Source organism: Micromonospora sp. CNZ309 (assembly GCF_002846525.1).
Genome location: NZ_PJNG01000001.1, coordinates 6,147,273 through 6,161,070, shown reverse-complemented (window position 1 = coordinate 6,161,070; position 13,798 = coordinate 6,147,273). Strand labels below are relative to the sequence as shown.

The following is a 13,798-nucleotide window of genomic DNA, read 5'->3' as shown; positions in this document are numbered from 1 at the left end:
GCGCCGCTACTCTCGCGTGTTGCGGGGACGTTAGCAAGAGGTTGCAGAGAATGGAAGGGCTTGCAGAAGTGTACGCAAGAACTTGCCTTTGAGCTAAAGTGCGCCCATGCGCGCTCGACTGTCCGACATCGCCCAACAGGCCGAAGTCAGCGAGGCCACGGTGTCGCGGGTGCTCAACGACCGCCCGGGAGTGGCCCCCGAGACCCGGCAGGCCGTACTGACCGCCCTCGATGTGCTCGGTTACGAGCGCCCGGCCCGGCTGCGCAAGCGCAGCGCCGGCCTCGTGGGCCTGGTGGTCCCCGAACTCGACAACCCGATCTTCCCCGCCTTCGCCCAGGTGATCGAGTCGACCCTGGCGCAGAGCGGGTTCACCCCCGTGCTCTGCACCCAGACCGCCGGCGGGGTCACCGAGGACGAGTACGTGGAGATGCTGCTCGACCGGCAGGTCTCCGGAATAGTCTTCGTCTCCGGCCTGCACGCCGACACCGCCGCCAACCACGACCGTTACCGGGCCCTGATCGCCCGCCCGCTGCCCGTCGTGATGATCAACGGGTACGCGCCCGGCATCCCCGCGCCCTTCGTCTCCTGCGACGACGGCGAGGCCACCGAGCTGGCCGTGGCCCACCTGGTGGCGCTCGGGCACCGCCGCATCGGCCTGATCACCGGGCCGGACCGGTTCGTGCCGGTGCAGCGCCGGGTGGCCGGCTTCCGGGCCGCGATGGGCCGCCTCGTCGGGGTCGACGAGCCCGGCCTCGACGAGCTGGCCGAGCTGTCGCTGTTCGGTGTGGAGGGCGGCGAGGCCGCCGCCGCCCGGCTGCTGGACCGGGGCGTCACGGGCATCGTCTGCGGCTCCGACCTGATGGCGCTCGGCGCGATCCGGGCCGCCCGGCAGCGCGGCATGTCCGTGCCGGGAGAGCTGTCGGTGGTCGGCTACGACGACTCCCCGCTGATGGCCTTCACCGATCCGCCACTGACCACGATGCGGCAGCCGGTGGCCGCGATGGCCGTCGCCGCCGTCCGGGCCCTGGTCGACGAGATCAACGGGCACGCCGCCCCGCACTCGGAGTACGTGTTCCGCCCGGAACTGGTCGTGCGCGGCTCCACCGCCGTCGCCCCCACCGGCGCCGCGCGCCCGGCCCCGGGCGGCCCGACCCGGCAGCGCCCGGCCCCGCCCGCGCTCGCCGTCCCGGCCTGACCGCCCGCCCCCGGAAGGCCCGCGCGAGCGGGGTTCCCCGGGGCGCCGCGTGACCGACGCCATTTCTTGCGCAAGGAATGCTTGACTCTTGCAGTAACGAGCGGCATTCTGCTCAGACACCACCCCCCGCACCCGCGCCGCGCTCGGGTGCCGCCGTCCCGCGCCACAGAACGGGGAACGCCACCCATGACCGTCAGCAACCCCTCGCCGCTGGCCTCCGACGACGACTGGTGGCGCTCCGCGGTCGTCTACCAGGTCTACGTGCGCAGCTTCGCCGACTCCAACGGCGACGGCGTCGGTGACCTCCAGGGCATCCGGGAGCGCCTGCCGTACCTGCACGACCTCGGCGTGGACGCGCTCTGGCTGACCCCCTTCTACACCTCCCCGATGATCGACGGCGGGTACGACGTCGCCGACTACCGCGACGTCGACCCGATGTTCGGCACCCTCGCGGACTTCGACGCGATGATCACGGACGCGCACGCCCTCGGCCTGCGGATCATCGTGGACCTGGTGCCCAACCACACCTCCAGCGCGCACCCGTGGTTCCAGGCGGCGCTGGCGGCCGGGCCCGGCTCCCCCGAGCGGGCGCGCTACCTCTTCGCCGAGGGCAAGGGCGAGAACGGCGAACTGCCCCCGAACGACTGGGAGAGCATCTTCGGCGGCCCCGCCTGGACGCGGATCGACGACGGCCAGTGGTACCTGCACCTGTTCGACCCGGCCCAGCCGGACCTGAACTGGCGGCACCCCGAGGTGCGCGCCGAGTTCGAGGGCGTGCTGCGCTTCTGGCTCGACCGGGGCGTGGACGGCTTCCGGATCGACGTGGCGCACGGCATGATCAAGGCCGAGGGGCTGCCGGACGTCGGGTTCAACTCCATGACCACCGGCCAGCGCCAGGCGGAGCTGCTCGGCAAGGGCCGGCTCCCCTACTTCGACCAGGACGAGGTGCACGACATCTACCGCGCCTGGCGGCCGATCCTGGACAGTTACCCGGGCGGCCGGATGGCGGTCGCCGAGGCGTGGGCCGAGACCCCGCAGCGCCTCGCCCGCTACATCGGCCCGGACGAGCTGCACCAGGCGTTCAGCTTCGACTTCCTCGACGCGACCTGGTCCGCCGACTCGTTCCGCAAGGTCGTCGACACCGCGCTCGCCGAGTCGACCATCGTCGGCGCGCCCACCACCTGGGTGCTCTCCAACCACGACAAGCAGCGGCACGTGACCCGCTACGGCGACGGCGCCGAGGGGCTGCGCCGGGCGCGCGCCGCCACCCTGCTGATGCTCGCCCTGCCCGGCTGCGCCTACCTCTACCAGGGCGAGGAACTGGGCCTGCCGGAGGTGCTGGACCTGCCGGACGAGCTGCGCCAGGACCCGGCGTTCCTGCGCACCGGTGAGAGCCGCGACGGCTGCCGGGTGCCGATCCCGTGGAGCGGCGAGCTGGCCCCGTACGGCTTCGGGCCGGCCGGCAGCGAGCTGAGCTGGCTGCCGGCCCCGGCCACCTGGCGTGCCCTCTCGGTCGCCGCCCAGACCGGCGTGCCCGGCTCGACGCTGGAGCTCTACCGCACCGCGCTGCGGATCCGCCGGGAGCACCCGGCGCTGGCCGCCGACGCGGGCGCAGTCACCTGGTTGGAGGCCGGGCCGGGCGTGCTCGCCTTCAGCCGCACCGCCGGCGACACCGTGCTGACCTGCGTGGTCAACATCAGCGGTGCGCCGGCCCTGATCGACGGGTACGGCGCACCGATCGCCGCCAGCGAGCCGCTCACCGGGCAGGGCTCCGGCCACCTGCTCGGAGTCGACGCGGCCGCGTGGTTCGAACGGCGCTGAGCGGGTAACCCGTCATCGACCTGGTCGTCCGTTGTGCCCCGCGCCGACGGGCGACTGGGCTACCGACCCCTTGTGGTGGGGGGTGAGGTGGCGCCGGCGCCTCCGGAGTCCGCTCCGGTGGCGCCGGCGTCCATCGGGATGCGCCGGCCGGACCGGTTCAGGCGCCGCCGGTGAGCTGGGCGGCGATTCGCCCGAAGCCGGCCCGCAGCTCGGCCTCGGTGGGCGGGGCGAGCGGCTCCGCGCGGTCGGCCTCCTCGGCCGCCGCCTCCAGCTCCTCGTCGATGGTGTCCTCGAAGTCGCCGTAGAGATCGGCCTGGTCGAGCTGCGCCGCCTCGTCCTCGGCAGCGATCTGCGCCGCAGCGATCTCGCCCCGGATCTCCTCGGCCGAGACCGCCGGCAGCAGCGGCTCGACGACCGCCATCAGCTGCTCCTCGGCGACGACCGACTCGGCCAGCGCGAGGGCGTGTGGCCGCTCGTAGGGACCGCAGACCACCGGCTCCCACTCGTCGGTGTCGCCGAGCGGGCCGAAGGTGATGATCCACGGCAGGCCGAGCATCGGCGAGTCGTCCGGCAGGTCCAGTGTCACGAGTGCGCCCACGCGCCCATCATGTCCGTGGTGCCGGGCCCCCGGGGAGTCATTCCCGCCATTCCCCCTACCGCGCGCGGGTCGCCAGCGCCGTCAGGCCGGTCGCGCCGCGTCCAACGCCGCGCGGACCAGGGCCAGCGCCGTCGCGGACGGTACGCCCAGCCGGGCGGCCTCGGCGGCGTACTCGGCCGCCACCCGCTGCAACCGGTCCGACGCGTCGTCGCGTCCGGGCGCGACGAAGGTGCCGTGCCGGCCCCGGGTCTCCAGCAGACCGGCCGCCTCCAGCTCCCGGTAGGCGCGGGCCACCGTGTTGACCGCCAGCCCGAGGTCGGCCGCGAACCGACGGACGGTCGGCAGCCGCGTGCCCACCGCCAACCGGCCCGTCCCGATCAGCTCCGCGAGCTGCCCGCGCACCTGCTCGTACGGCGGCACCGCCGAGCCCTGGTCGACCGTGATCCGCACGCCCGCTCCCCCACTCATCCGGCCCCGCCCGGGGTGCCCGGGTCCGTGTCCGCGTCCGGGTCGACCGGCCCCGGAGCCGCCGCCAGGTCCACCACCCGACCGCGTGGGCTGGTCGCGGCCAGCGCCGCGCCGAAGAGCACCAGCTGGTTGAGCAGGTAGAGGTAGAGCAGCAGCCCCACGGCGCCCGCCACCACCGTGTACGCCGGGTTCCGCTCGGTGCGCACCACGTAGAAGCGCCCGACGGTGTTGAGCAGCGTGATGCCGACCGCGACCAGCAGCACCACCGGGCGCAGCCGGGACCGGCTCATCCGCAGCCGCGGCACCGCCACCAGCAGCAGGGTGGCCAGCACCGCGTTGACCAGCACGCTGAGCACCGCGCTGACCGTGGTCAGGCCCACCGAGCCGGTGCTGCGCAGCAGGAAGCGCAGCAGCGACTCCAGGGTGTCCACCGCCGCCACCGAGACGCCGAGCAGCACGAAGATGACCACCAGCACGCCGAGGTCCACCAGGCGACGGACCACCAGGTTGCCCGGTTGCTGGTTGAGCCCGTACATGAGCCGCTGGGAGGAGCGGATCGCCTCCACCCAGCCGATCCCGGTGAACGCCAGGATGATCAGGCCGACCACCCCGACCGTGCCGCTGCTGTCGGCGATCTGCACGGGGTCGAGGAACGGCAGGTTCTCCCGGAGGAAGTCGGCGGCGGCGTCGCTGACCTCGTCGTTGTCCTCCAGGATGGCCCCGAAGATCGAGTACCCGACCAGCGCCAGCGCGAAGACCGCGAAGAAGCCGTAGTAGGCGATCGCGGCGGCCAGCCGCCCGCCCAGCACGTCGTTGTAGAGCACGCCGGCCCGCCAGAGGTGGTCGGCGGCGCCCCACCGGCGGCGGGTGGCGCTGATCCGGCGGTCGATGCCCGCCTCGATGCGGCCCAGCACGTTCACGCCGTCATCCTCGCCGATCTCCGGCCGCCGCGCGGGCAACCGGGCGCCGGCCCGCGCCGGGCGGCGGTCGTACGGCGGGAGCCGGCGTCGATGCCGTGGCGCACCCGGGCGACCGCTCAGCCGCCCAGCCGGAAGTCCCGGCGCGGCTGCCACCGGGTCTGCCCGCTGTGCGAGAAGAGGGTGAACGCCTCGACCTCGAACATGGCCGAGAAGTCGGCCAGGTCCTCGTACGCCCGGTCCAGCGCCTCCGGCGCGACGTCCTGGGCGACCGTGACGTGCGGGTGGTAGGGGAAGCGCGCCTCGCGGTGCAGCTCGGGGGCGGCCCTGATCGCGGCGGCGAGCAGTTCGCACTCGCTGATCCCGGCGGCCACCGCCACGAAGACGACCTGGGTCACCGGGCGGAACGTGCCGGTGCCCCGCAGGTGCAGGGTGAAGGGCAGGTGGGCGGCGGCGACCGCGCCGAGGTGCCGTTCCACCGCCGGCAGCGTCGCCACCGGGATCTCGGTCGGCCCGAGCAGGGTCACGTGGGCGGGGACGACCCGGGGGTCGCCGGCCTCGACGCGCCGCCGGGTGAGCAGGCCGCCCCACGGCTCGGGGATGTCGACGGCGATGCCGATCTCGATGGTGTCGCCGGCGTCCGGCGCCCCGTCCCTGCGATCCACGCTGTGCGTCATCCCTCCGGCCACCGACCCGTCCGCCCTCACCCGTCGCGCCGGGGCGCTACTCGCCGCGCACCGGCGGGAAGAAGCCCACCCGCTCGTACACGGTGCGCAGCGTCGTGCCGGCGAGCACGCGGGCCTTCTCCGCGCCGGCGGCGAGCAGCTTGTCGAGCTGCGCCGGGTCGTCGAGGTAGGTCCTGGTGCGCTCCTGGATCGGGCCGACGAACTCCCGCACCACCTCGCCGAGGTCCTTCTTGAGGTCGCCGTAGCCCTTGCCGGCGTACGCGGCGACCAGGTCGTCGACGCTCCGCCCGCTCAGGGCCGAGTAGATGGTCAGCAGGTTGGAGACGCCCGGCTTGGTCTCGGTGTCGAAGACGATCTCCCGCCCGGTGTCGGTGACCGCGGAGCGGATCTTCTTGGCCGAGCGGGCCGGATCCTCCAGCAGGTTGACGATGCCGGCCGGCGACGAGGACGACTTCGACATCTTGGCCGTCGGGTCCTGGAGGTCGGTGATCTTCGCGGTGTCCTTGACGATGTGCGGCGCGGGCACCGTCAGGGTCGGCCCGAACAGCGAGTTGAACCGCTGGGCCAGGTCGCGGGAGAGCTCCAGGTGCTGGCGCTGGTCCTCGCCGACCGGCACCGCGTTGGCCTGGTAGAGCAGGATGTCGGCGGCCTGGAGGATCGGGTAGGTGAACAGGCCGACGCTCGCCCGCTCGCCGCCCTGCTTCTGCGACTTGTCCTTGAACTGCGTCATCCGGCTCGCCTCGCCGAAGCCGGTGATGCAGCCCAGCACCCAGGCGAGCTGCGAGTGCTCGGGCACCTGCGACTGCACGAAGAGCGTGCTGCGCTCGGGGTCGAGGCCGACGGCGAAGAGCTGCGCGGCGGCCATCCGGGAGCGCTGCATGAGCGTCTTCGGGTCGTGCCCCGCCGTGATCGCGTGCAGGTCGACCACGCAGTAGTAGGCGTCGTGGGTGTCCTGCAACGCCACCCAGTGCCGCACGGCGCCCAGGTAGTTGCCGAGGTGGAACGAGTCGGCCGTCGGCTGGATGCCGGAGAAGACGCGGGGGCGGGCGGGAACGTCGGACATGGCGGCAATTCTGTCAGCAAGACCCGGTGCGCGTCATGACGGGCCGGCGGGTCGGTTCCGCCCCACCGGTGCGGGGGCGGTGATCTCGCGCCGCGGCTCCGGCAGGCGCCCGGCGGAGACGGTGAGCCGGGCCACCCGCCGTCCCTCCAGCGTGAGCACCCGCAGCAGCCAGCCGTCGGGCGGGTCGTCGGGTTCCGCGCCGCCGTCGCCGGGCGGGCCGGCGGTCACCGGCACCTCGTCGCCGGCGACGGGGAGCCGGCCCAGCGCGGCCATCACGAAGCCGCCGACCGTCTCGTAGGGGCCGGGTGGCAGGCGTACCCCGGTGTGCTCGGCGAAGTCGGCGAGGTTGAGCCGGCCGTCCACCACGGCGGGCAGGCCCGCGTGCACCGGGTCGGGATCGGTGTCGTACTCGTCGTGGATCTCCCCGATCAGCTCCTCGATCAGGTCCTCCAGGGTGACGATGCCGGCGGTGCCGCCGTACTCGTCGACGACCACGGCGAGGTGGTGGCGCTCCCGGCGCATCTCGCTGAGCGCGGCGAGCACCCGTTTGCTGCCGGGCAGCCGCTTCACCTCCCGGGTCAGCTCGCCGACGGTGGTGCAGGGATCGACGTCCGGGCGGAGCAGCACGTCGCGCAGGTGCACGAAGCCGACCACGTCGTCGTGGGTGCCGTCGACGACCGGGTAGCGGGTGTGGGTCTCGGCCCGCACCATCCGCTCCGCCTCGGCGATGGTGAGCCGGGCGGAGAGGAAGACGACCTCGGTGCGCGGCATCATCACCTCGCGGACCAGGCTCGCCCCCGCGACCAGCACCTCGTCGATGATCCGCCGCTCGACCGGGTCGAGCAGGGTGTTGGCGGCGACCAGGTCGCGCAGCTCCGCCTCACTGATCCGCTCCCGGCCGGCCGCCGGGCTGGCGCCGAGCAGGGCCGTCACCGCGCGGGTGGCGGCGTCGGCGGCGCGCACCACGATCCGGGCGACGGCCCGGGGCAACGGCCCCGGCTCGCGGCGTGGCCGGCTCCGGGCGCGTCGCCGCAGCCCGGGAGCACCCGCTTCCCGCATGACAGTGATGGTAGACAGCGCCGGGCGCGCAGGCAGCCCATGTTCGGCTCTGTTCGAAGTTGTGGAATCATGATGGAATCACAAGGTGGCCGACGCGGGGCGGGCACCGGACGGCCGGCCGTAGGGTGATCACGACACGGGCCGCCACCGGACGGCCAGGCAGGAGGAGACCGACGTGAAACTGCTCGTCACCGGCGGCGCCGGCTTCATCGGCAGCGTGGTGACCAGGATGCTGCTCGACGCCGGCCACGAGGTCGTGGTGCTCGACGACCTGCGCACCGGCCACCGCGAGGCGCTCGCCCCCGACGCGACGCACGTCGACGCGCCCGTCCACGACGTCGCGCGGGTGCTCACCCCCGGCGCGGGCTTCGACGGGGTGCTGCACTTCGCCGCGCTGATCGCCGCGGGCGAGTCGATGACCCGGCCCGAGCTCTACTGGCACACCAACACCGTCGGCTCGATCGCCCTGATCGACGCCGTCCGGGCCGCCGGCGTGCCCCGCCTGGTCTTCTCCTCCACCGCCGCCGTCTACGGCAACCCCACCGAGCTGCCCATCCCCGAGACGGCGGTGAAGGCCCCGACGAACACGTACGGCGCCACCAAGCTCGCCGTCGACATGGCCCTCACCTCCGAGGCGATCGGGCACAACCTGGCCGCCGTGTCGCTGCGCTACTTCAACGTCGCCGGGGCGTACCTCGACGGCGACGTCGCGCTCGGCGAGCGGCACGACCCGGAGACCCACCTCATCCCGATCGCGCTGGAGGTGGCCGCCGGCCGGCGGGAGAAGCTCCAGCTCTTCGGCGACGACTACCCGACCGTCGACGGCACCTGCGTGCGCGACTACATCCACGTCGCCGACCTCGCCCGCGCCCACCTGCTGGCGCTCGACGCGGCAACCGCCGGGCAGCACCGGATCTACAACCTGGGCAACGGCAACGGCTTCACCAACCGCCAGGTGGTCGACGTGGTCCGCGAGGTCACCGGGCAGCCCGTGCCGGTCGAGGTCGCGCCGCGCCGCGAGGGCGATCCGGCCGAACTGGTCGCGTCGTCCGCGCTGGCCCGCGAGGAGCTGGGCTGGGTGCCGCGCAAGCCGACCCTGCCCGACATCGTCGCCGACGCCTGGGCGTTCTACCGCACGCACGTCGCGGGGCCGCGGTGACCGACGACGTCGCGGCCCGCGCCACCGCCGCCTTCCGTTCGGCGTACGGCGAGCCGCCCGCCGGCCGCTGGGCGGCTCCCGGGCGGGCGAACCTCATCGGCGAGCACACCGACTACAACGACGGCTTCGTCCTGCCCTTCGCCCTGCCGCTGCGCACGGTGGTGGCAGCCGCCCCGCAGCCCGGCGACACCTGGACGGTCCGCTCGGAGCTCACCGGCGAGACGATCACCTTCGGCGCCGGGGAGGTCGCCGGGCCCGGCCGGGTCACCGGCTGGGGCGCGTACGTGGCCGGGGTCGTCTGGGCGCTGCGGGAGGCGGGGCACGCGGTGCCCGGCGCCCGGCTGGCGATCGCCTCCGACGTGCCCCTGGGCGCCGGGCTGTCCTCCTCGGCCGCGCTGGAGGCCGCCGTGCTGGCCGCCCTGGTCGACCTGGGCGGGCTGGACCTGCCCGCCGAGCGACGGCCCCGGCTGGCCCAGCGCGCCGAGAACGACTACGTGGGCGCGCCGACCGGCATCATGGACCAGTCGGCGGTGATCCGCTGCCGCGCCGGGCACGCGCTCTTCCTGGACTGCCGCGACGAGTCCGTCGAGCAGGTCCCGTTCGACCTGGACGCCGCCGGCCTCGCCGTGCTGGTCGTCGACAGCCGGGCCCCGCACCGGCACGCCGACGGCGAGTACGCCGCCCGCCGCGGCTCCTGCGAGCGGGCGGCCGGGCTGCTCGGCGTCGCGGCGCTGCGCGACGTCCCCGCCGACGCTCTGGCCGACGCCCTCGCCCGGCTCGACGAGGACGAGACCCGCCGCCGGGTGCGGCACGTCGTGACCGAGAACCAGCGGGTGCTCGACACCGTCGCGCTGCTGCGCGCCGGCCGGGTACGCGAGATCGGGCCGCTGCTGACCGCCTCGCACGCCTCGATGCGGGACGACTTCGAGATCACCGTCCCGGAGATCGACACCGCCGTCGAGGCGGCCCTGGCCGCCGGGGCGCTCGGCGCCCGGATGACCGGCGGCGGCTTCGGCGGCTGCGTCCTCGCCCTCGTCGGCGCGGAACGGGCCGACGCGGTCGCCGCCGCCGTCACGGCCGCGTACGCCGAGCGGGGCTTCGCCGCGCCCGGCCACGTCACCGTCCTGCCCGGCCCGGGCGCCACCCGGCTGGACTGAGCACCGACGCGGCGACCCGCCGGACGGCCGTCGCCAGCCGGACGGGCACCGCCAGCCCGGCGAGCACCGGCGGTCCAGCGGCACCGCCGGCCCGGCGGGCACCGACGCGGGCGGCTGCCGGTCCGGAGCCCTGCGCCGATGGGTTGAGCGGCTACCGGATCTGGACCCACCGACAGCCTGCGCGGAACGGACGAAGCCGCAGCGGCCGGGCATCCCGGGGACCGGCCCACCGGTCGACGCGCTGATACCTCTGTGGCATTTAAATACCACTGTGGTATCGGGACGAATCGACAACACTGCCGGTCGTCAACGAGCAGCTCGGCACAGCCGGGCACAGCCCCGCGAGAGTCCTGAGCGCGAGGCACGGCGGTAGGCGCGTTCAGCCCGACGGGCGGGCGTCGGCACCCGCCCGTCGGCGGGACTCACTGCGCTTCGACGATCATCCCCGCGCCGACGGTGCGGTTGGTGGACTCGTCGATGATCACGAAGCCGCCGGTGGTGCGGTTGCGGCGGTACTCGTCCGCGAGCAGCGGCACGGTCGTCCGCAGCCGCACCCGGCCGATCTCGTTGAGCGCCAGCCCGCCCGCGGACTCGTCGCGGTGCAGCGAGTTGATGTCCAGCCGGTAGTGCAGGCCGCGCACGATCGCCCGCGCCGAGCGGGTGGTGTGCTTGATGGCGTACTTCCCGCCGACCTGGAGCGGGCGGGTCTCGTCCATCCAGCACACCATCGCCTCGATGTCCTGGGACACCGCCGGGGCGTTGTTCGGACGGCAGATCATGTCGCCCCGGGAGATGTCGATCTCGTCTTCGAGGCGTACGGTCACCGACATCGGCGGGAACGCCTCCGCGACCGGCCCGTCGGCGGTCTCCACGGCGGCGATCCGGCTGGTGAAGCCGGACGGCAGCACCATCACCTCGTCGCCCGGCTTGAGCACGCCGGAGGCGACCTGGCCCGCGTAGCCCCGGTAGTCGGTGACGGTGGTCGACTGCGGGCGGATCACGTACTGCACCGGGAAGCGCACGTCGACCAGGTTGCGGTCGCTGGCGATGTGCACCCGCTCCAGGTGGTGCAGCAGCGACGGGCCCTCGTACCAGGGCATGTTCTCCGACCGGGTGACGATGTTGTCGCCGCGCAGCGCCGAGACCGGCACCACCGTCAGGTCGGGCACGTCGAGCTTCGCGGCGAACGCGGTGAACTCGTCGGCGATCCGCTCGAAGACCTCCTGCGAGAAGTCGACCAGGTCCATCTTGTTGACGCAGAGGACCAGGTGCGGCACCCGCAGCAGCGAGCACAGGAACGCGTGCCGGCGGGACTGCTCGACCAGGCCCTTGCGGGCGTCCACCAGGATCAGCGCCAGGTCGGCCGTCGACGCCCCGGTCACCATGTTGCGGGTGTACTGGATGTGCCCGGGGGTGTCCGCGATGATGAACTTCCGCCGGGGCGTGGCGAAGTAGCGGTACGCCACGTCGATGGTGATGCCCTGCTCGCGCTCCGCCCGCAGGCCGTCGGTGAGCAGCGCCAGGTTGGTGTACTCGTCGCCCCGCGCGGCGCTGACCGCCTCGACGGCGGCGAGCTGGTCGGTGAAGAGCGACTTCGTGTCGTAGAGCAGCCGGCCGATCAGGGTCGACTTGCCGTCGTCGACGCTGCCGGCGGTGGCGAAGCGCAGCAGGTCCATCGGCCGGGGCTCCGGCACGGCCCGGGCGTCCGTCGGGCTCGCGTCGGCCGGCGGGACGGTCTCGGTGGTCATCAGAAGTAGCCCTCCCGCTTGCGGTCCTCCATGGCGGCCTCGCTGACCCGGTCGTCGCCGCGGGTCGCGCCACGCTCGGTGATCCGGGTGGCGGCGACCTCCTCGATGACCTTCTCGACCGTGTCGGCGTCGGAGCGCACGGCGGCGGTGCAGGACGCGTCGCCCACCGTCCGGTAGCGCACCCGCGCCTTGAACCGGTCCTCGCCCGCCCGGGGCCGGAAGAACTCGTTGACCGCGTAGAGCATCCCGTCGCGCTCGACCACCTCACGCTCGTGGGCGTAGTAGATCGACGGCAGGGCGATGCGCTCGCGGGCGATGTAGTGCCAGACGTCCAGCTCGGTCCAGTTGGACAGCGGGAAGACCCGGATCGACTCGCCCGGGTGGTGGCGGCCGTTGTAGAGCGCCCACAGCTCCGGGCGCTGGTTCTTCGGGTCCCACTGGCCGAACTCGTCGCGGAAGCTGAACACCCGCTCCTTGGCCCGGGCCTTCTCCTCGTCGCGGCGGGCGCCGCCGAAGAGCGCGTCGAAGCGGTGCTTCTCCACCGCGTCCAGCAACACCGGCGTCTGGATCCGGTTGCGCATCCCGTCGGCCGACTCGCGCACCAGCCCGCGGGCCAGCGCCTCCGGCACGCTCGCCACCACCAGTTGCAGCCCCAGCTCGGCGACCCGCTGGTCCCGGTATTCCAGGACCTCGGGGAAGTTGTGCCCCGTGTCCACGTGCATGACCGGGAACGGCACGTTGGCCGGGGCGAACGCCTTCTGGGCCAGCCGGAGCATGACGATCGAGTCCTTGCCGCCCGAGAAGAGCAGCACCGGCCGCTCCATCTCGGCGACCACCTCGCGCATCACGAAGATGCTCTCGGCCTCCAGCGCGTCGAGGTGCGACACCTGGTAGGCGGCGGGGGCGGTCATGACACGGGCTCGCTTCGCTCGAATCCGCTCATCGTATTCCAGACCTTTCCGGTCGGGCATGCCAAGAAGTGCCGCTCAGGCTACCCGGAATGACGCTGCAACGCTGCAAGCAACCGACTGGCGAGATCCTTGCGGCAGACCAGCAGGTCGGGCAGGCGCGGATCCGCCTCGTTGTATCTCAGCGCAGAACCGTCGATCCGGGAAGCGTGCAGGCCGGTGGCCGTCGCCACAGCGACCGGCGCGGCCGAATCCCACTCGTACTGACCGCCCGCATGGATGTAGGCGTCCACCTCACCGGTCACCACCGCGGCGATCTTCGCCCCGGCCGAGCCCATCGGCACCAGGTGCGCGCCGACGTCCTCCGCCAGGTCGGTCAGGAACACCGGCGGCCGGCTCCGGCTCGCCGCCAGGCGGATCGTCCGCCCGCCGGGCGCCGCCGCCTGCACCGTCGCCGGAGGGTACGCCGGCGGATAGTCGGTCCCCAGCACCCGCTGCTGCGCCGGCAGCCCGACCGCGCCCGCCACCAGCCCGTGCGGCGTCGGAGCGGTACGCGACCAGAGCGCCACGTGCACCGCCCAGTCCGAACGGCCCTCCTCGGAGAACTCCCGGGTGCCGTCCAGCGGGTCGATGATCCACACCCGGTCGGCGGTCAGCCGGGACACCGCCTCGGCGTTCACCTCCGCCGCCCACGCCAGCCGCGAACCCTCGTCCTCCTCGGAGAGGACGGCGTCGTCCGGCCGCCACTTCGCCAGCTCGGTGCGGATGAGGTCGTGCGAGACCTTGTCGCCCGCCGAGCGCAACGCCCCCGCGTCCGCGAAGCCCATCTCGGCGCGCAGGCCGAGCAGCGCCTGACCGGCCCGGGCCGCCAGCCACCGGGCGAAGGCCCCGTCGATCATCGGAGGACTGCCCATGACTCTCGCTCCCGTCGCCTCGCCACGCTCGGCGTCGCCGCCGGCGATCCGCCCCGGCCGTCGCGTCGCGCCGAAAGGCGAAGACTACCGGCCCCGGGCGCCCGG

General features: G+C 73.7%; 13 protein-coding genes. 4 read left to right on the top strand and 9 right to left on the bottom strand.

What is annotated here, in order from left to right; genetic code table 11:
* The first annotated feature begins 106 nt into the window (after positions 1 to 106).
* Together CLT72_RS26635 and CLT72_RS26630 are read left to right on the top strand one after the other, a co-directional pair.
* Entirely contained in the window at positions 107 to 1,195 is a 1,089-nt protein-coding gene (locus CLT72_RS26635; RefSeq protein ID WP_089002088.1) for a LacI family DNA-binding transcriptional regulator, read from the top strand.
* A 186-nt stretch (positions 1,196 to 1,381) separates the two neighbouring features.
* A complete protein-coding gene (locus CLT72_RS26630) occupies positions 1,382 to 3,016 on the top strand; it encodes a glycoside hydrolase family 13 protein (RefSeq protein ID WP_101414096.1) in 1,635 nt (544 codons plus the stop codon).
* A 157-nt stretch (positions 3,017 to 3,173) separates the two neighbouring features.
* Here the strand turns inward: CLT72_RS26630 and CLT72_RS26625 are convergent, their stop codons facing one another.
* The 6 genes from CLT72_RS26625 to CLT72_RS26600 form a co-directional block, all read right to left on the bottom strand.
* Positions 3,174 to 3,614, bottom strand: a complete 441-nt coding sequence (locus CLT72_RS26625) for a hypothetical protein (protein WP_101414095.1) — start codon at positions 3,612 to 3,614, stop codon at positions 3,174 to 3,176.
* Positions 3,615 to 3,695: 81 nt separating this feature from the next.
* A complete protein-coding gene (locus tag CLT72_RS26620; protein ID WP_101414094.1) occupies positions 3,696 to 4,082 on the bottom strand; it encodes a GntR family transcriptional regulator in 387 nt (128 codons plus the stop codon).
* Positions 4,079 to 5,002: a YihY/virulence factor BrkB family protein gene (locus CLT72_RS26615; RefSeq protein WP_101415407.1), complete on the bottom strand. Its 924-nt coding sequence runs from the start codon at positions 5,000 to 5,002 to the stop codon at positions 4,079 to 4,081. Before CLT72_RS26615 ends, CLT72_RS26620 begins: the two co-directional genes overlap by 4 nt.
* 116 nt (positions 5,003 to 5,118) lie before the next feature.
* A complete protein-coding gene (locus tag CLT72_RS26610; protein ID WP_101414093.1) occupies positions 5,119 to 5,676 on the bottom strand; it encodes a 2'-5' RNA ligase family protein in 558 nt (185 codons plus the stop codon).
* A gap of 46 nt (positions 5,677 to 5,722) precedes the next feature.
* Positions 5,723 to 6,748, bottom strand: coding sequence for a tryptophan--tRNA ligase (gene trpS, locus CLT72_RS26605; protein WP_089002093.1), 1,026 nt, complete (start codon positions 6,746 to 6,748; stop codon positions 5,723 to 5,725).
* A 33-nt stretch (positions 6,749 to 6,781) separates the two neighbouring features.
* On the bottom strand, positions 6,782 to 7,807 hold the full coding sequence (locus CLT72_RS26600) for a hemolysin family protein (protein ID WP_101414092.1): 1,026 nt from the start codon (positions 7,805 to 7,807) through the stop codon (positions 6,782 to 6,784).
* Positions 7,808 to 7,982: 175 nt separating this feature from the next.
* On the opposite strand from CLT72_RS26600, the gene galE reads away from it, so the two are divergent.
* Positions 7,983 to 8,966 carry a UDP-glucose 4-epimerase GalE gene (galE, locus tag CLT72_RS26595; RefSeq protein WP_101414091.1) on the top strand — a complete coding sequence of 328 codons (984 nt, stop codon included), beginning with the start codon at positions 7,983 to 7,985 and terminating at the stop codon, positions 8,964 to 8,966.
* Complete coding sequence (gene galK, locus CLT72_RS26590; protein ID WP_101414090.1) at positions 8,963 to 10,123, top strand: galactokinase; 1,161 nt, start codon at positions 8,963 to 8,965, stop codon at positions 10,121 to 10,123. Before galE ends, galK begins: the two co-directional genes overlap by 4 nt.
* A 422-nt stretch (positions 10,124 to 10,545) precedes the next feature.
* On the opposite strand, the gene CLT72_RS26585 is transcribed toward galK, so the two are convergent.
* The 3 genes from CLT72_RS26585 to CLT72_RS26575 form a co-directional block, all read right to left on the bottom strand.
* Complete coding sequence (locus tag CLT72_RS26585; RefSeq protein WP_101414089.1) at positions 10,546 to 11,871, bottom strand: sulfate adenylyltransferase subunit 1; 1,326 nt, start codon at positions 11,869 to 11,871, stop codon at positions 10,546 to 10,548.
* The gene (cysD, locus tag CLT72_RS26580) at positions 11,871 to 12,782 is read right to left on the bottom strand and encodes a sulfate adenylyltransferase subunit CysD (RefSeq protein WP_089002098.1); all 912 of its coding nucleotides are present in this window, start codon (positions 12,780 to 12,782) and stop codon (positions 11,871 to 11,873) included. The genes CLT72_RS26585 and cysD overlap by 1 nt, the downstream gene beginning before the upstream one ends.
* An 80-nt stretch (positions 12,783 to 12,862) precedes the next feature.
* Complete coding sequence (locus tag CLT72_RS26575) at positions 12,863 to 13,693, bottom strand: 3'(2'),5'-bisphosphate nucleotidase CysQ (protein WP_101414088.1); 831 nt, start codon at positions 13,691 to 13,693, stop codon at positions 12,863 to 12,865.
* Positions 13,694 to 13,798 lie beyond the last annotated feature (105 nt).